The 16,209-nt window shown below is 52.1% G+C and carries 18 protein-coding genes; 5 read left to right on the forward strand and 13 right to left on the reverse strand.

The window, feature by feature from the left end; translation table 11 throughout:
• The first annotated feature begins 429 nt into the window (after positions 1-429).
• Both OGX83_RS04450 and OGX83_RS04455 read left to right on the forward strand, forming a co-directional pair.
• Entirely contained in the window at positions 430-1,761 is a 1,332-nt protein-coding gene (locus OGX83_RS04450; RefSeq protein WP_020996346.1) for an SLC5/6 family protein, read from the forward strand.
• Positions 1,762-1,785: 24 nt separating this feature from the next.
• A complete protein-coding gene (locus OGX83_RS04455) occupies positions 1,786-3,096 on the forward strand; it encodes an L-cysteine desulfidase family protein (protein WP_286587417.1) in 1,311 nt (436 codons plus the stop codon).
• Between the two features lie 54 nt (positions 3,097-3,150).
• Here OGX83_RS04455 and OGX83_RS04460 read toward each other — a convergent pair whose 3' ends face one another.
• Positions 3,151-3,300: a protein YhaL gene (locus OGX83_RS04460; RefSeq protein ID WP_003828578.1), complete on the reverse strand. Its 150-nt coding sequence runs from the start codon at positions 3,298-3,300 to the stop codon at positions 3,151-3,153.
• A gap of 26 nt (positions 3,301-3,326) precedes the next feature.
• A complete protein-coding gene (locus tag OGX83_RS04465; protein ID WP_286587419.1) occupies positions 3,327-4,028 on the reverse strand; it encodes a pirin family protein in 702 nt (233 codons plus the stop codon).
• 104 nt (positions 4,029-4,132) lie between these two features.
• Between OGX83_RS04465 and yhaJ the strand changes: the two genes are divergently transcribed.
• Positions 4,133-5,029 carry a DNA-binding transcriptional regulator YhaJ gene (gene yhaJ / locus OGX83_RS04470; protein WP_003024855.1) on the forward strand — a complete coding sequence of 299 codons (897 nt, stop codon included), beginning with the start codon at positions 4,133-4,135 and terminating at the stop codon, positions 5,027-5,029.
• Positions 5,030-5,137: 108 nt separating this feature from the next.
• On the opposite strand, the gene OGX83_RS04475 is transcribed toward yhaJ, so the two are convergent.
• The 11 genes from OGX83_RS04475 to OGX83_RS04525 all read right to left on the reverse strand — a co-directional run bounded on the left by OGX83_RS04475 (position 5,138) and on the right by OGX83_RS04525 (position 12,699).
• Positions 5,138-5,503 (reverse strand): DUF805 domain-containing protein, encoded by a 366-nt coding sequence (locus tag OGX83_RS04475; protein WP_008785879.1) that lies wholly within the window; start codon positions 5,501-5,503, stop codon positions 5,138-5,140.
• A gap of 407 nt (positions 5,504-5,910) precedes the next feature.
• Positions 5,911-6,897: a glutathionyl-hydroquinone reductase YqjG gene (gene yqjG / locus OGX83_RS04480; RefSeq protein WP_008785878.1), complete on the reverse strand. Its 987-nt coding sequence runs from the start codon at positions 6,895-6,897 to the stop codon at positions 5,911-5,913.
• 72 nt (positions 6,898-6,969) lie between these two features.
• The gene (locus OGX83_RS04485; protein WP_003024847.1) at positions 6,970-7,362 is read right to left on the reverse strand and encodes a DoxX family protein; all 393 of its coding nucleotides are present in this window, start codon (positions 7,360-7,362) and stop codon (positions 6,970-6,972) included.
• Between the two features lie 173 nt (positions 7,363-7,535).
• On the reverse strand, positions 7,536-7,835 hold the full coding sequence (locus OGX83_RS04490) for a YqjK-like family protein (RefSeq protein ID WP_003828569.1): 300 nt from the start codon (positions 7,833-7,835) through the stop codon (positions 7,536-7,538).
• Positions 7,835-8,230 (reverse strand): phage holin family protein, encoded by a 396-nt coding sequence (locus OGX83_RS04495; RefSeq protein WP_003828567.1) that lies wholly within the window; start codon positions 8,228-8,230, stop codon positions 7,835-7,837. Before OGX83_RS04495 ends, OGX83_RS04490 begins: the two co-directional genes overlap by 1 nt.
• 2 nt (positions 8,231-8,232) lie before the next feature.
• Positions 8,233-8,538, reverse strand: coding sequence for an ElaB/YgaM/YqjD family protein (locus tag OGX83_RS04500; protein WP_003024832.1), 306 nt, complete (start codon positions 8,536-8,538; stop codon positions 8,233-8,235).
• A 33-nt stretch (positions 8,539-8,571) separates the two neighbouring features.
• Entirely contained in the window at positions 8,572-8,940 is a 369-nt protein-coding gene (locus OGX83_RS04505; RefSeq protein ID WP_032941739.1) for a DUF1090 domain-containing protein, read from the reverse strand.
• 148 nt (positions 8,941-9,088) lie between these two features.
• Complete coding sequence (mzrA, locus tag OGX83_RS04510) at positions 9,089-9,457, reverse strand: EnvZ/OmpR regulon moderator MzrA (protein ID WP_162623447.1); 369 nt, start codon at positions 9,455-9,457, stop codon at positions 9,089-9,091.
• 18 nt (positions 9,458-9,475) lie between these two features.
• On the reverse strand, positions 9,476-10,138 hold the full coding sequence (gene yqjA / locus OGX83_RS04515) for a DedA family general envelope maintenance protein YqjA (protein WP_003828561.1): 663 nt from the start codon (positions 10,136-10,138) through the stop codon (positions 9,476-9,478).
• A 348-nt stretch (positions 10,139-10,486) separates the two neighbouring features.
• Complete coding sequence (gene exuR / locus OGX83_RS04520) at positions 10,487-11,263, reverse strand: transcriptional regulator ExuR (RefSeq protein ID WP_003828559.1); 777 nt, start codon at positions 11,261-11,263, stop codon at positions 10,487-10,489.
• A 134-nt stretch (positions 11,264-11,397) separates the two neighbouring features.
• Positions 11,398-12,699, reverse strand: a complete 1,302-nt coding sequence (locus OGX83_RS04525; RefSeq protein WP_286587421.1) for an MFS transporter — start codon at positions 12,697-12,699, stop codon at positions 11,398-11,400.
• 471 nt (positions 12,700-13,170) lie between these two features.
• Here OGX83_RS04525 and uxaC point away from each other — a divergent pair, with 471 nt between their 5' ends.
• Together uxaC and OGX83_RS04535 are read left to right on the forward strand one after the other, a co-directional pair.
• On the forward strand, positions 13,171-14,583 hold the full coding sequence (uxaC, locus tag OGX83_RS04530) for a glucuronate isomerase (protein ID WP_174771009.1): 1,413 nt from the start codon (positions 13,171-13,173) through the stop codon (positions 14,581-14,583).
• Positions 14,584-14,598: 15 nt separating this feature from the next.
• A complete protein-coding gene (locus tag OGX83_RS04535; RefSeq protein ID WP_008785871.1) occupies positions 14,599-16,086 on the forward strand; it encodes a UxaA family hydrolase in 1,488 nt (495 codons plus the stop codon).
• The last annotated feature ends 123 nt before the right edge of the window (positions 16,087-16,209 follow it).

The raw sequence follows: 16,209 nt of genomic DNA on the forward strand, positions 1-16,209 counted from the left end.
CCATGCAGGCCGTCCCCTCTGCCCGCATCCCTGCGGGCAGTCCCGGTCAGCCGTCAACGCCTCATCGATTTTCAGCCGGACCGGGGTCATCGCTTCAACCCTCTGGCTTCCAGTTAAATCTGTTTTGCTGTTTTAACAAAAAACGCAGAAGGTGAGGTGTTAACTGATCAGCATTAGCACTTTAGCGCGCATTTTTTGTTGTGATCTGCTTCAAAAATAGAATTTAAATACTATATATGCATATAAAAGAGAAAATATTTCTTAACTTTTAGAAATTACAGGGGTTTGTTTGTGAAGTTTTTCTCTGATCCTGCGCGTATGATTTCTTCATTACTCCAATAGCTCACCTGCACGCTAAGTACTGCGTATCGCATTGATGCAGTACGAAAAAAATATAAAAACCTCTACCTACACATTGAGCGGGAAATTATGGAAACGGCAACGAATAGTAGCGTAATACTCGACGCATCTGCTCCGGCACGTCGGGCGGGAATGACCGAAAGCGAATGGCGTGAAGCCATTAAGTTCGACAGCACGGACACCGGCTGGGTCATTATGAGTATCGGTATGGCAATTGGCGCGGGGATTGTTTTTCTTCCTGTCCAGGTTGGATTGATGGGGCTGTGGGTGTTCTTGCTCTCCTCTATCATCGGCTACCCAGCCATGTATTTGTTCCAGCGTCTGTTTATCAACACGCTGGCTGAGTCCCCAGAGTGTAAAGACTACCCGAGCGTGATCAGCGGCTATCTGGGTAAGAACTGGGGCATCCTGTTAGGTGCGTTGTATTTTGTGATGCTGGTTATCTGGATGTTCGTTTATTCCACCGCCATCACCAATGACAGCGCCTCCTATCTGCACACGTTTGGTGTGACGGAAGGTTTACTGTCCGACAGCCCGTTCTATGGCCTGGTACTGATTTGCATCCTGGTGGCTATCTCGTCACGCGGGGAACAAATGCTGTTTAAAATCTCCACCGGCATGGTAATGACCAAGCTGCTGGTTGTGGCAGCGCTTGGCGTGTCGATGGTAGGGATGTGGCATCTGCATAACGCGGGTTCACTGCCGCCGATGGCGCTGCTGATCAAAAATGCGATCATCACTCTGCCGTTTACGCTGACCTCGATTCTGTTTATTCAGACCTTAAGCCCGATGGTTATCTCATACCGTTCACGCAACAAATCCATCGAAGTGGCGCGCCATAAAGCCCTGCGTGCCATGAACATCGCGTTCGGTATTCTGTTTGTTACCGTCTTTTTCTACGCCGTTTCCTTCACGTTGGCGATGGGCCACGACGAAGCGGTTAAAGCTTATGAGCAGAACATTTCCGCTCTGGCGATTGCCGCGCAATTTATCAATGGTGCGGGTGCTGGCTGGGTGAAAATCGTCAGCGTTATTCTGAACATTTTCGCCGTTATGACCGCTTTCTTCGGTGTCTACTTAGGTTTCCGTGAAGCGACTCAAGGGATCGTGATGAACATTCTGCGCCGCTATATGCCGGCTGAGAAAATCAACGAAACCTTTGTTCAGCGCGGCATTATGATTTTTGCCATCCTGCTGGCCTGGAGCGCAATTGTGCTCAACGCGCCGGTGCTGAGCTTCACCTCTATTTGTAGCCCTATCTTCGGCATGGTGGGTTGTCTGATCCCGGCCTGGCTGGTCTACAAAGTTCCTGCACTGCACAAATACAAAGGCGCTTCCCTGTATCTGATTATTTTCACGGGCCTGCTGTTGTGCGTTTCTCCGTTCCTGGCATTTTCCTGAGATATTTGAGCAAAGGTTGTTGTTATGTTTGAGACTACATTGAATCCATTATGGGATAGTTTTATCCGCGCGGTGCAGGAAGAAGTTAAGCCTGCGTTGGGCTGTACAGAACCTATCTCTCTGGCTCTGGCGGCGGCGGTTGCATCCTCTGAGCTGGACGGCGCGGTTGAACGCATTGACGCGTGGGTCTCACCGAACCTGATGAAAAACGGCATGGGCGTTACCGTGCCGGGTACCGGAATGGTCGGGTTACCTGTCGCGGCGGCGCTGGGTGCGCTGGGGGGAAATGCCCGTGCCGGTTTAGAGGTACTGAAAGATGCGTCGCCACAAGCGATCGCCGATGCGAAAGCGATGCTGAGCGCTGGCAAGGTTGCGGTGATGCTGCAGGAGCCTTGCGAGGACATCCTCTTTTCCCGCGCGAAGGTTTACAGCGCTGAAGGATGGGCGTGCGTGACGATTGTGGGCGGTCATACCAACATTGTGCACATCGAGACCAATAAGGGCGTAGTGTTCACCACAGAACAGAATGCTCAGGAAGAGGAACAGGAGTCGCCGCTGGCGGTGTTGTCTCACACCTCGCTGGAAGAGATTCTGGCGTTCGTGAACGCGGTACAGTTTGAGTCAATCCGCTTCATTCTCGATGCGGCAAAACTGAACGGTGCGCTTTCTCAGGAAGGGCTGCGCGGTAACTGGGGATTGCACATCGGAACCACGCTTGAGAAGCAGTGTGCGCGTGGCCTGCTGGCGAACGATCTTTCCACCTCTATTCTGATCCGCACCAGTGCGGCATCGGATGCGCGAATGGGCGGGGCGACGCTGCCGGCCATGAGCAACTCCGGCTCCGGTAATCAGGGCATTACCGCGACTGTTCCGGTGATGGTGGTGGCCGAGCACTTTGGCGCGGATGAGGAGAAACTGGCACGTGCGCTAATGTTGTCTCATCTGAGCGCTATCTACATCCATCATCAGCTTCCGCGTTTGTCTGCACTGTGTGCGGCAACTACGGCGGCGATGGGGGCTGCAGCGGGGATGGCATGGATCGTAGATGGTCGCTACAACACCATCGCGATGGCGATCAGCAGCATGATTGGCGACGTGAGTGGAATGATTTGCGATGGCGCTTCAAACAGCTGCGCGATGAAAGTCTCAACCAGTGCTTCCGCGGCGTGGAAAGCGGTACTGATGGCGCTGGATGATACTGCTGTAACCGGCAACGAAGGGATTGTGGCGCATAACGTGGAACAATCTATCGCTAACCTGTGCGCGCTGGCGTGTCGTTCAATGCAGGAAACCGACAAGCAGATTATTGAGATCATGGCCAGTAAGGCACATTAATCTGTAGGCCGGGTAAGCCGTTGGCGCCACCCGGCATAAGTCTAAGCCGCCTGTTCAGGCGGCTTCTTCGTCTTCCAGCCGTAGTTCGGCATCGGCCACAATCGCTTCCAGCTCTGTCAGCATTTCTTCATAGCCGAAGGTAACTGTTTCTTGTTTTTTCGGCTCAACCTGAGGCTGGCGTTTTTTTGATGATTTCTTGCTCAATAGTCGTACTCCATTGTTTTCCCTGACTATACGGGCAAATCTATCAGCAAAGCGCGCAGCGGGGTATCGGCGACTAACGTTATGTTAGTTTCGTCACGAATAAATGCCCCATCGCCACAGGTGAGCGCTTCTTTTTCGGCGCCAGACGTCACCACATGGAATCTGCCGTGAATCGACTGTAAATAAGCACGTGGCCCATGTAACTGAAAACTCAACGATTCACCTTGCTGTAGCTCAACGTGGTGCACCCATACCTGTTGGCGCAGATGCAGGCTGCCTTGTTCACCGTCCGGCGAGGCCAGCAACTGATGCTTACCGGTGCTCAGCATGGCTTTCTGTACACAGGCGTTTTCACGCTGCGGGCAGGCGTCCAGCCAGAGCTGCATCCGGGTTAACGGTTTGTCTTTGCTGATATTGTGTTCGCTATAGCTAATCCCGGGCTGTGTCGCGAGCAGCAAAACTTCACCTGCTTTGGCCTTGATATGGTTGCCTTCGCTGTCTCGGTACTCCGCTTCCCCTTCGAGGATCAGATTGACGATATCCACCTTCGGATAGGTCCGTGGCTGGAAAGAGGCCCCCGGTGCCAGAACTTCCTGGTTCAGAACACGCAGTGAGGCATAACCCAGCAGTTTAGGATCAAAATAGTGTCCAAAGGAGAAGGTATAACGGGCCTGCAGCCAGCCGTAGTCTGCTTGCCCGCATTGTTTGGCTGTACGGGTAGTAATCATAGTTCTTGACCTCTCTTTACTTCCTTTTATGTTAAATGGCTAGACGCTGCATTGTTAGCCAGATATTCTGCCCGGTATGTTCAAATTTCCTGAATGAGAACGAGATGGCCAAAGAAAGGGCTTTAACGCTTGAAGCGTTACGCGTCATGGACGCAATAGACAGACGCGGTAGTTTTGCTGCTGCGGCAGACGAACTGGGACGCGTTCCTTCCGCACTTAGCTATACCATGCAGAAGCTGGAGGAAGAGCTGGACGTGGTGCTGTTTGACCGCTCAGGCCACCGCACAAAATTCACTAACGTTGGGCGTATGTTGCTGGAGCGCGGGCGCGTACTACTGGAAGCTGCGGATAAACTGACTACCGATGCCGAAGCATTGGCTCGCGGTTGGGAAACGCATCTGACTATCGTTACCGAAGCGCTGGTGCCGACGGCGGCGTTTTTCCCGCTGATCGACAGGCTTGCCGGGAAGGCCAATACCCAGCTTTCCGTTATTACCGAAGTTCTGGCCGGGGCGTGGGAGCGTCTTGAGCAGGGGCGGGCGGATATCGTGATTGCGCCGGATATGCATTTTCGCTCATCCTCAGAAATCAACTCGCGCAAGCTGTACTCGCTGATGAACGTCTATGTAGCGGCCCCGGATCATCCCATCCATCAGGAGCCGGAACCGTTATCGGAAGTCACCCGCGTTAAATACCGTGGGATCGCGGTGGCGGATACCGCCCGTGAACGTCCGGTGCTGACGGTTCAACTGCTGGATAAGCAGCCGCGTCTGACGGTGAGTACGATAGAAGATAAACGTCAGGCGCTGTTGGCAGGACTTGGCGTGGCGACGATGCCGTACCCGCTGGTGGAAGAGGATATTGCGGCTGGTCGGCTGCGGGTCGTTAGTCCGGAATCGACAAGCGAGATAGATATTATTATGGCCTGGCGTCGTGACAGCATGGGCGAGGCGAAATCCTGGTGTCTGCGGGAAATCCCCAAGCTGTTTGCGGGTAAATAGCCTGACTGTTACGCCGGATGCGGTGCGAAGCACCTTATCCGGCCTGGAAGACGGAGTATGTTGTAGGCCTGATAAGCGCAGCGCCATCAGGCATCTACATATGCTACGTCAGGATAACTGTTTGGGATCGGGCCCGAAGCGGTTACTCCCCTGAGTCCCGTTTTGACAGTTGAAAATGATGATCACCAGCCAGCCTACGATCGGGATCAGCAGCACCAGTAGCCACCAGGCTGAACGATCGGTGTCATGTAAACGCCGGAACTGTACCGCCCACCACGGAATAAAGACCAGAACCCCGTAAATCGTCGTTAATATGCCTTCTCCACCGGCGCGCTCCCAGCCAAACATTCTGTCCAGAATACCCAGCACGAATGTGAAGATGATGTTGACCAGCACAAACATCCAGTATTCTTTACGACGCGCGCGGCCACCAAAACCAAAGTAATTCTTTAATACGTTTAAATACCAATCCATTTTTGCCTCGTTCTGCATTCAATTACTTGTTTTTAAAGTAATCAAATTAAGAATAGCTGTGAATGAAATGATGGTAAATATTTGCAGTGTTAATTATTTGGTCCTCTGATGGGTAATACTTATCAGTGAACGCCTCAGTTTCAGAAAGTATCAACCTGTGTTGGCGGGAGTAATGAATATGCGCTCTCAGAGAAAGGGTTCCGTTCACCTTATGTTCATCGCTTCTCTTAAGCATTGGTTCATGTGAACGTGTAAAGGGCGTTCTCCGCCACGCCCTTTACACGTTCACGGGTAACGGCGTTTCAGAGAAATGACACAGCTGAGGTGAACGGAACCCTGAGCAAAAATCACATGTTCGCCATACATGCTTAACTAATCGGCCTAACCCCAAAGTGGACCCGTGTATATCATGCGAAACGCTCGTCACGCCCATGAGGTTCGTTGAGGTCCTGCCACGGCCCAACAGAAATAATGCCGGTCGGGTTAATGGTTTTGTGGCTACGGAAGTAGTGATTGCGGATGTGATCGAAATTGACGGTTTCCGCAATACCCGGCATCTGGTAGATATCACGCAGGAAACCGTACAGGTTCAGATAGTCGCTAATCCGGTGTTTGTCGCACTTGAAGTGGGTGACATACACGGGATCAAAGCGTACCAGCGTGGTCCACAGGCGAATGTCGGCCTCGGTTAACTGGTCGCCGGTCAGGTAGCGATGTTGCCCAAGGATCTGCTCCAGTCGTGCCAGAGATTGAAAGACGTTATCCACGGCGTCGTCGTAGGCTTCCTGACTGGTGGCAAATCCGGCTTTATACACGCCGTTATTAACGTTGTCATAAATCCAGCCGTTCAGCTCGTCGATTTTGCTTTGCAGGGCAGGGGGATAGTAATCTCCGGCTTTCGCGCCCAGCGCATCAAACGCGGTGTTAAACATGCGGATGATTTCTGCAGATTCGTTGCTGACAATGGTGTGGTTCTTTTTATCCCACAGCACCGGAACGGTGACCCGACCACTGTAGTGCGGATCGGCGTGTAAATAGAGCTGATAAAGAAATTCGTGTTGATACAGGGTATCGCCGGTTGCTGCCGGGAAGTTATCGTCAAAGGTCCAGCCGTTTTCCAGCATCAGCGGATGCACAACAGAAACGGAAATAAACGGTTCCAGCCCTTTGAGTTTGCGCAAAATCAGCGTGCGATGCGCCCACGGACAGGCCAGAGAAACGTACAGATGATAGCGGTCTTTTTCGGCAGCAAAGCCACCTTCACCGGTAGGGCCAGGCGCGCCATCCGCGGTGAGCCAGTTACGGAAAGCCGATGCAGAACGTTGAAATTTTCCACCGGTTGATTTGGTATCGTACCAGGTGTCATGCCAGACGCCGTCAATCAGTTGTCCCATGATTTTCGCCTCCTCAGATAGCAAAAGCGAGGAGATATCTCCTCGCTTTTTGATGTGTTCAGTATAGTTTGCTTACCACTTTTTATTCAGTACGCGGTCAATACTAAATGCGCCTGGACCGGTGATAGCCAGCAGCAGGAAACCGCCTGCGATGGTCAGGTTTTTCATGAACATCAGAGAGTTCACACCTTCCGCAAAGTTGCTGTGGAAGAGGAACGCCGTCAGCAATGTGAAGCCTGCGGTGAACAGCGCGGTTGTACGGGTCAGGAAACCGAACAGAATTGCCAGACCGCCGCCAAACTCAAGCAGAATCACCAGCGGCAGCATAAATCCTGGGACGCCCATGGCTTCCATGTACTGTTGGGTACCCGCATATCCGGTGATTTTTCCCCAACCTGCGGTAATAAACAGGATTGGCATCAGAATGCGCGCTACCAGTACACCAACATCTTCTAATTTCTTCATCATACTCTCCAGGAAACCACTCAGGCGGCTTATTGTGTTTTTTTGTGCATCGACGCTGCAGAGCGCGTCGTTGCTGTCGATGGAGAGAATCATAAACGTGCTTAATGAGAATTGTTAGCAAGGAAAACTGTCAGTATTTTTCAAAAATTTTGAGGTTGGGGGTAAGGAAAGGATTAGCCGCGCAGTTGCTGCTGTCTGATGGTCGATTTGACCAGACGCCAGATACTCCAGACGCTAAAGCCGCGCTTAGCCCAGCGTACCAGCAGATTCGGGTTGCGGATGGTGCGAACCGCCATAATACTGCTCCCGACCAACACCCAGCCACGCAGGTTCAGTAGCGTCTTCCAGCCACGATCGTAGACCTCGGTGGCTTCCAGCCAGTCGCGGCGAGTCGCAGACAGATCCAGCCGTTGCTGCTGGATCTGTCCAAGCAGTTGCGCCTTACGCTTTTGACGTTCGACTTTGCTGCTCATTATGCATCATCCTCCAGGGCTTGCCTGTCATTAGCGAGTTCCTGGCGTGTATGGCGTAGCAGCGTTGTTTTACGTGCTTTACGCAGCGTCCATATCCCGCCAATCAGCGCTAACAGCAACAGCACAACGGTGGTAGCAATCATGGCGTTCAGGCGGTATTGAGGGTCAATGGCCCAGATGATAAGCACCATCAGGCTCATCAGGCCAAACGCCGCGAACAGCATAGTCAGCCCAAGCATCAGCAGGATCTGGATGAGATTGGCTTTTTCCTCTTCCAGCTCAACGACGGCCAGCCGCAGCCGTGTTTCTACGATCTCAACGAGAATCGTCAGGATGCGCTGTCCAATACCCAGTACGCCTTTGCCTGGACCTTGTGCGTGTTGAGAATCAGCCATTGTTAACGGCGCGACAGCAGTACACCAAGCACCACACCGACTGCAGCGCCAATGCCGACGCCTGTCCATGGGTTTTCGCGCACGTAGTTATCGGCTTTAGCCGCGGCCTCACGGGTCTGTTTGGCAATTACATCGCTGGTTTCACTCAGACGATGGCGGCTCTCGCGCAGCGCATGTTCGGCTTTGCTGCGAATTTTACTCATCTCTTCCTTCGACTTATCGCCAGAGGAGCTAAGTACTTCTTCAAGCGTATCCGCAAGAGATTTCAGCTCAGCGCGCAGGTTTTCCGTAGCATTATCTTTCGACATAGTTTTCTCCAGTTGAGTGGCTAGTTACCGTACTTAGTAATCGCGGGTCTCGAGTTCTTTTAGCTCTTGCTGGGCTTCAGCAAGCTTGTGTTCACGCTTTGCTACCTTATCCGCATCGCCTTTTTGCTTAGCTTCGGCTAAGTCACGTTGACGCTCGGCAATCTCATTTTTCTGCTCGGCGATTTTTTTCTGATGGTTGGCGCGCAGTTTGCTGTCAGTACAGTTTGCTCTGACTTCGCTCAGTGCTTTGTTCAGCCCATTGATACGGCTCTGATTGTTGTGTTTTTCGGCATAGCTAATCTCCCGCTGAATGTCTTGTTCTTTTTCCTGACAGAGGGTGGTGGCGTAGCTGCCGGCACTGAGAGCGAAAAGGCTAATTGCCAAAGCGATGCGGTATTTCATTCTTGAACCTTCCATTGTGATTCGACCTCGTCGTTTAGGGTCGATGCTCCAGAATAATAAAGCGTTGGGTCATAAACCCAGTTTATTAATCATAGGCGCTAAACGGTGAAATCACCAAAGTGAGTGATCTAATTCAGATTCCTGGAAATTAACCAAAACGGTGTGGGGTCTCACGTAAGCGGGATAACCACTGAACCGCCTGATTATTATCATCCTGCTGAGCGATAACGAAACCGTGCGGTAACGTTCGATCCAGTACGACCTTCGCCGCTGCGCTCTGTGCACTGGAATCAAAGGTAATCAGCAGGGCGTCATTTTGCGGAGTGATGCTTTTAAAACGAATGCCGTTGGCATCCAGGTGATGCCAGATAGAGAAGCCATCAGGCATGCTGGCTCCCTGGTTAACGGCACGAATGGCAAGCGTTGACTCCTGCTGGCGAATGACCGACCAGGTCAGGAGCAACGCGCCGATGAACAACATAAAAGTGGTGGACCAGGCAAGTCGTCGGAGCGTTATGCATGATTTCAGCATAATTTACCCTCGGTTCCCGTATTTCTTTTTCCAAAGAACAACCAGTGAACCTGCCAGACCAAACACCAGTAACACCACAGGAAGCAGCATCAGGCAAGACATCAGCTGATCTTCATATTTGAGAAACACCGGTGTTTTGCCCAGCAGATAGCCCAACGATGTGAGAATAAGGACCCAAAGCAGTCCGCTCATCCAGTTGAAGAACTGAAAGCGCGCATTGTTCAGGCCGGACAATCCTGCGATGGTCGGCAGTAATGTTCTGACAAACGCGATAAAGCGGCCGACCAGCAGCGCAGACAAGCCATGCTTATGGAACAGATGATGCGCACGCTGATGATAATGTGCAGGAAGATGAGATAACCAGTTTTGCACGGTGCGGGTATTACCCAACCATCGACCTTGTATATAGCTGAGCCAGCAACCAAGGCTGGCTGCGGTGGTGAGCAGCAGTACCGTTTGCGGAAAACCCATTGCGCCTTTGGCAATAAGTACGCCGACCAGTACCAGCAAGCTGTCGCCAGGTAAAAAGGCTGCTGGCAGCAGTCCGTTTTCCAGAAACAAAATAGTAAAGAGTACAAAATAGAGCATGCCAATCATGGAAGGATTGGCCAGCGTTTCAAAATCCTGAGCCCATAAAGCATTTAGTAATTGAGTCAGTAGTTCCATTCAATATTCCTGGAGAATCGGTTGTCGTCATGCCGGTTTTCTGGTTTTTGTAACACCACGATTTTATTAATATTTTTTACATGACTCGCGGTTTGATACAAATTCACGGCCTGAACTATTCCCTGTAAAGTTGTGAAGTTAGCAAGCTCTTAAACACAAAAATTCAAACAGCATCTAATTGTAACAAAGGTCAACGTAGTCCGTTATAGAAATTACGGTTGTTGAACTGTGATTTTGCTTATCGCAATGGAGGGTGGCGAGAGGATTTACACAGGCTGACATTTTATACCTAATGCTTACCAAGTGTCAGAAACAGGCGCGTGGTCGCGCCTGCATTGATAAGATTGTTTATTTTGCGCTGTTAGCCGCTGTATCGAGGTGAACGACTGGATTTTCGGTAAATAGATAACGGTCCGCATTGAACTCAAAATCATCGCTGGTTTCGTTAAACAGCATCTGCTTCGTGTTCTCAAGATGCTGCCACATCGCCAGTTTGGCGGCATGAGGATCTTTGCGAATCAGCGCCCGAAGGATCTGGTCATGGTCATCACACCAGTTATCAACCGTGCGCAGGTCGATGTGGTCGTGCAGTTTCTTCCAGTAGGGGTTATGAATGCGCTGAGTCCACATTTTTTCAACAATCGCGGCCAGAGCCGAGTTCTGCGTTGCCAGGGCAACCTGCACATGGAACTGGAGGTCCCACTCGGAGTCACGAAAGCTTTTTTCGTTACGTGATTTCTCCTGAATCTCCATCAGCTTCATGATGTCCTGTTTGGTCACCTGCGTGGCGGCAAACTCGGCAATGTTACTCTCAATGAGCTGACGCGCCTGGAGCAGCTCGAAAGGACCGTAGCTGGCAAATTCCAGGTTTTCATCTGGCGCAACATAATGTCTGGGTTGGTTGGAAATGACGTGGATCCCCGATCCTTTGCGCACCTCAACGTAACCCTCCACCTCGAGCATGATAATTGCTTCACGAACCACGGTACGGCTGACATTTTTTTCATCGGCGATAAAGCGCTCGGCAGGGAGTTTGTCACCCACCAGATAGACGCCTTGCTCAATGCGTTCTTTCAGATCAGCTGCAAGTTGTTGGTACAAACGTCGTGGTTCGGTGATTTCCATATGCGCTCCAGGCATGATACGGCAGACTATATTTGTTATACCACTTTTGCGATTACTGCTCCACTCGCGGCGATAAAAAAGCCGCCAGATAACTGGCGGCTTCGCATTATATACCCTTGATGAAAAACAGCGGGTTAATTTTGCGGAGCGGGATCGCCAGTCTGTGATCCCGAATCGACCTCGCTGGCCGATTTGTTCTGCAACACCGTCCAGATAACGAGTGCGCCGAGCAGGTCGAATACCGCCAGTACGGCGAACAGCGGGCTAAAGCCGATAGTGTCAGCCAGTGCGCCAACAACCAGTGCAAACAGCGTACTTGCAAGCCAGGCGGACATACCGGTCAGGCCGTTTGCCGTTGCCACTTCATTACGACCAAATACGTCAGAAGAAAGCGTAATCAGCGCACCGGACAGCGCCTGGTGAGCAAAGCCGCCGACGCACAGCAGGGCGATAGCAATGTACGGGCTGGTGAACAGACCAATCATCCCTGGGCCAATCATCAGCAATGCGCCCATGGTGACGACCATTTTACGTGAAACGATCAGGTTAACGCCGAACCAGCGCTGGAACAGCGGCGGTAAGTAGCCCCCAACGATACAGCCCAGGTCAGCAAACAGCATCGGCATCCAGGCAAACATCGCAATCTCTTTCAGGTTAAAGCCGTAGACTTTAAACATGAACAGCGGGATCCAGGCGTTGAAGGTACCCCAGGCCGGCTCTGCCAGGAAACGCGGCAATGCGATGCCCCAGAACTGACGGTTACGCAGGATCTGACCGAGCGACATTTTTTTCGAGGTGTTGTTTTTATGCTGTGATTCCTGACCATTCAGAATGTAATCACGTTCTTCATCAGACAGCTTTTTCTGGTCGCGCGGGTGTCTGTAGAACACAAGCCAGCACATCGCCCAGATGAAGCTCAGCGCACCGGAAATAATGAATGCCATCTGCCAGCTGTGCATGACGATTGCCCAGACGACCAGCGGCGGAGCAATCATCGCACCGATAGAAGAGCCGACGTTAAAGTACCCAACGGCAATTGAACGTTCTTTTGCCGGGAACCACTCAGAACTGGCTTTCAAACCCGCAGGGATCATTGCGGCTTCAGCGGCACCTACCGCGCCACGCGCCAGCGCCAGTCCACCCCAACTGCCAGCCAGTGCGGTCGCGCCACAGAAGACGGCCCACAGAACGGCGAACATCGCGTAACCAACTTTTGTGCCGAGCACATCAAGCACGTAGCCGGCAACGGGTTGCATTACGGTGTAAGCAGCAGAATACGCTGCGATGATATAGGAATACTGTTGAGTGGAGATGTGTAACTCTTCCATCAGAGTTGGCGCAGCTGCCGCCACAGTGTTACGTGTCAGGTAACCCAGCACGGTGCCAAGCGTCACCAGTGCAATCATGTACCAACGTAACCCTTTAATTTTACGCATGTAAAACCTCATCGTTTTGTTATGTCCGCGAACGAGCGGTCATCTTCCAGTTCAGGGCGGAGGATGTTCTTTTACGAGGGGGGACCGAAAAAAAGCCGGTACTCCCCGAACTTTGCCATGTCAATAATTGTGCTAATTCGGTTTCCGTACCGGTCAATCCGATGGTTATACATCGGTAATTTGCATTCCGTCGGCTTATGTATCGCGACGGCCAAAAGATAACTTGTCATACAGCTTTAAAAGGTGAGTGCCATCACAAAAGTGTGAATCTTCGTGTGGTCATTATTTCGATTCAGCAAAGCCAGCACTGGCGCGGCTTGACGCGTGATTTACCTCTTTGAGAGTAATTTTTTTGTCACCATTTGTTGATCTAACTCACGAAAATATCTTCAGTGTATGGAAATTGGTGTGATAACTTTGTCAACATCAAAACATAAGCAATCTGACGCACTCGTTGAGAGGAAGACGATAATGACCCCGTTTATGACTGAAGATTTCCTGCTGGACACCGAATTTGCCCGCCGTCTGTACCATGATTACGCCAAAGACCAGCCGATCTTCGATTACCACTGCCATTTACCACCGCAACAAATCGCTGAAAACTACCGTTTTAATAACCTGTATGACATCTGGCTGAAGGGTGATCACTACAAATGGCGTGCGATGCGTACCAATGGCGTCGCTGAGCGCTTGTGTACCGGCGATGCGTCCGATCGCGAGAAGTTTGACGCATGGGCCGCCACGGTTCCGCACACTATCGGTAACCCGCTGTACCACTGGACCCACCTCGAATTACGTCGCCCGTTTGGTATTACAGGTAAGCTGCTTTCTCCTGCGACTGCTGATGAAATCTGGAACCAGTGCAACGAGCTGCTGGCGCAGGATCAATTCTCCGCGCGCGGCATCATGCAGCAGATGAATGTGAAAATGGTCGGCACTACCGATGACCCGATCGACTCTCTGGAGCACCATGCGGCCGTTGCTAAAGACGGAAGCTTTGATGTGAAAGTGCTGCCGAGCTGGCGTCCGGATAAAGCCTTTAACATTGAGCTGGCGACCTTTAATGACTACATAGCGAAGCTCGGTGAAGTGTCTGACACGGATATCCGCCGCTTCAGCGATCTGCAAGCTGCACTGACCAAACGTCTGGATCACTTTGCGGCTCACGGCTGTAAAGTTTCTGACCACGCGCTGGACGTGGTGCTGTTTGCCGAATCTAACGAATCTGAACTGGATAGCATTCTGGCGCGTCGCCTGGCGGGTGAAACCCTGAGTGAGCATGAAGTTGCCCAGTTTAAAACTGCCGTGCTGGTGTTCCTTGGTGCGGAATATGCTCGTCGCGAATGGGTACAGCAGTACCACATCGGCGCGCTGCGTAATAACAACCTGCGCCAGTTCAAACTGTTGGGCGCGGATGTTGGCTTCGACTCCATCAATGACCGTCCGATGGCTGAAGAACTGTCCAAACTGCTGAGCAAGCAGAACGAACAGAACCTGCTGCCGAAAACCATTCTCTACTGCCTGAACCCGCGTGATAACGAAGTGCTGGGCACCATGATCGGCAACTTCCAGGGCGAAGGTATGCCGGGCAAGATGCAGTTCGGTTCCGGCTGGTGGTTCAACGATCAGAAAGACGGGATGGAACGTCAGATGACGCAGCTGGCCCAGCTCGGCCTGCTGAGCCGTTTCGTCGGCATGCTGACCGATAGCCGTAGCTTCCTGTCATACACGCGCCATGAATACTTCCGTCGCATTCTGTGCCAGATGATTGGCCGTTGGGTTGCTGCAGGTGAAGCACCGGCAGATATCCAGTTGCTGGGTGAAATGGTCAGAAATATTTGCTTTAACAATGCGCGTGATTACTTCGCCATTGAACTGAACTAAGGCCCGGGTGAAGGTATGCAATACATCAAGATCCATGCGCTGGATAACGTCGCGGTAGCGCTCGCTGATTTGGCTGAAGGAACCGAAGTCACCGTTGATGGGCAGGCGGTAACCCTGCGTCAGGCGGTCTCTCGTGGCCATAAATTCGCTTTACGCGATATTGCGAAAGGCGAAAACGTCATTAAATACGGTTTGCCAATTGGCCATACGCTGGTGGACGTTGCGGCGGGTGAGCATATTCATGCTCACAACACGCGCACCAATCTGAGCGACCTGGACACGTATAGCTACCACCCTGATTTTCAGGCGGAAGTTGCACAACCGGCGGATCGTGATGTGCAGATCTACCGTCGTGCCAACGGGGATGTTGGCGTGCGCAACGAACTGTGGATCCTACCGACGGTAGGCTGTGTTAACGCCATGGCGCGCCAGATGCAGAACCGTTTTCTGAAAGAGACTAACGACGCCGAAGGAATCGACGGCGTGCATCTCTTCAGCCACACCTACGGCTGTTCACAGCTCGGCGACGACCACATTAACACCCGCACCATGCTGCAAAACATGGTTCGTCACCCGAATGCGGGTGCGGTGCTGGTGGTTGGCCTTGGTTGTGAAAACAACCAGGTTGATGCCTTCCGCGAAACCTTAGGCGAGTACGATCCTGAGCGCGTTCACTTCATGGTCTGCCAACATCAGGAAGACGAAGTGGAAGCGGGGATTGAACATCTTCACCAGTTGTACAACGTGATGCGTAACGATAAGCGTGAGCCGGGTAAGCTGGGCGAGCTGAAGTTTGGTCTGGAATGCGGCGGCTCTGACGGCCTGTCTGGTATTACCGCCAACCCGATGCTGGGGCGTTTTTCTGACTACGTGATTGCCAACGGCGGCACCACCGTACTGACCGAAGTACCGGAAATGTTCGGCGCCGAGCAACTGCTGATGGACCACTGCCGCGATGAAGAAACCTTTGGCAAGCTGGTCACCATGGTCAATGACTTCAAGCAGTACTTCATTGCTCACGACCAGCCGATCTACGAGAACCCATCGCCGGGTAACAAAGCTGGCGGTATCACCACGCTGGAAGATAAATCTCTCGGCTGCACGCAAAAAGCAGGCTCCAGCCAGGTGGTGGACGTACTGCGCTACGGCGAACGTCTGAAGACGCATGGTCTGAATCTACTGAGCGCACCGGGTAACGATGCGGTGGCGACCAGTGCCCTGGCGGGCGCGGGCTGTCATATGGTGCTGTTCAGTACCGGTCGCGGTACACCTTACGGTGGTTTTGTGCCGACGGTGAAAATTGCCACCAACAGCGAGCTGGCGGCGAAGAAAAAGCACTGGATCGATTTTGACGCTGGACAGTTGATCCATGGTAAAGCGATGCCGCAGTTACTGGAAGAATTTGTCGATACCATCGTCGATTTTGCCAACGGCAAGCAAACCTGCAACGAGCGGAATGATTTTAGAGAGTTAGCGATATTTAAAAGCGGCGTAACGTTGTAGTAAATACCTGATGGTACCTGCATACAGGTCTGCGCAAACCGTAGGCCTGATAAGCGCAGCGCCATCAGGCACAAACCGTTGCCGGATGGCGGCGAACTCGCCTTATCCGGCCTACGAGATAGA

This window comes from Citrobacter sp. Cpo074 (assembly GCF_030332745.1).
GTDB classification, from domain to species: domain Bacteria; phylum Pseudomonadota; class Gammaproteobacteria; order Enterobacterales; family Enterobacteriaceae; genus Citrobacter; species Citrobacter portucalensis.

What these genes read in the sequence shown, in the direction of transcription:
- OGX83_RS04505 (WP_032941739.1), bottom strand. Translation starts at nt 8,940, where the DNA reads ATGAAATACCGCATCGCTTTGGCAATTAGCCTTTTCGCTCTCAGTGCC.
- OGX83_RS04525 (WP_286587421.1), bottom strand. Translation starts at nt 12,699, where the DNA reads ATGCGTAAAATTAAAGGGTTACGTTGGTACATGATTGCACTGGTGACG.
- uxaC (WP_174771009.1), top strand. Translation starts at nt 13,171, where the DNA reads ATGACCCCGTTTATGACTGAAGATTTCCTGCTGGACACCGAATTTGCC.
- OGX83_RS04465 (WP_286587419.1), bottom strand. Translation starts at nt 4,028, where the DNA reads ATGATTACTACCCGTACAGCCAAACAATGCGGGCAAGCAGACTACGGC.
- yqjG (WP_008785878.1), bottom strand. Translation starts at nt 6,897, where the DNA reads ATGGGACAACTGATTGACGGCGTCTGGCATGACACCTGGTACGATACC.
- OGX83_RS04490 (WP_003828569.1), bottom strand. Translation starts at nt 7,835, where the DNA reads ATGAGCAGCAAAGTCGAACGTCAAAAGCGTAAGGCGCAACTGCTTGGA.
- OGX83_RS04455 (WP_286587417.1), top strand. Translation starts at nt 1,786, where the DNA reads ATGTTTGAGACTACATTGAATCCATTATGGGATAGTTTTATCCGCGCG.
- OGX83_RS04495 (WP_003828567.1), bottom strand. Translation starts at nt 8,230, where the DNA reads ATGGCTGATTCTCAACACGCACAAGGTCCAGGCAAAGGCGTACTGGGT.
- exuR (WP_003828559.1), bottom strand. Translation starts at nt 11,263, where the DNA reads ATGGAAATCACCGAACCACGACGTTTGTACCAACAACTTGCAGCTGAT.
- OGX83_RS04485 (WP_003024847.1), bottom strand. Translation starts at nt 7,362, where the DNA reads ATGAAGAAATTAGAAGATGTTGGTGTACTGGTAGCGCGCATTCTGATG.
- OGX83_RS04535 (WP_008785871.1), top strand. Translation starts at nt 14,599, where the DNA reads ATGCAATACATCAAGATCCATGCGCTGGATAACGTCGCGGTAGCGCTC.
- OGX83_RS04450 (WP_020996346.1), top strand. Translation starts at nt 430, where the DNA reads ATGGAAACGGCAACGAATAGTAGCGTAATACTCGACGCATCTGCTCCG.
- yhaJ (WP_003024855.1), top strand. Translation starts at nt 4,133, where the DNA reads ATGGCCAAAGAAAGGGCTTTAACGCTTGAAGCGTTACGCGTCATGGAC.
- OGX83_RS04475 (WP_008785879.1), bottom strand. Translation starts at nt 5,503, where the DNA reads ATGGATTGGTATTTAAACGTATTAAAGAATTACTTTGGTTTTGGTGGC.
- yqjA (WP_003828561.1), bottom strand. Translation starts at nt 10,138, where the DNA reads ATGGAACTACTGACTCAATTACTAAATGCTTTATGGGCTCAGGATTTT.
- OGX83_RS04500 (WP_003024832.1), bottom strand. Translation starts at nt 8,538, where the DNA reads ATGTCGAAAGATAATGCTACGGAAAACCTGCGCGCTGAGCTGAAATCT.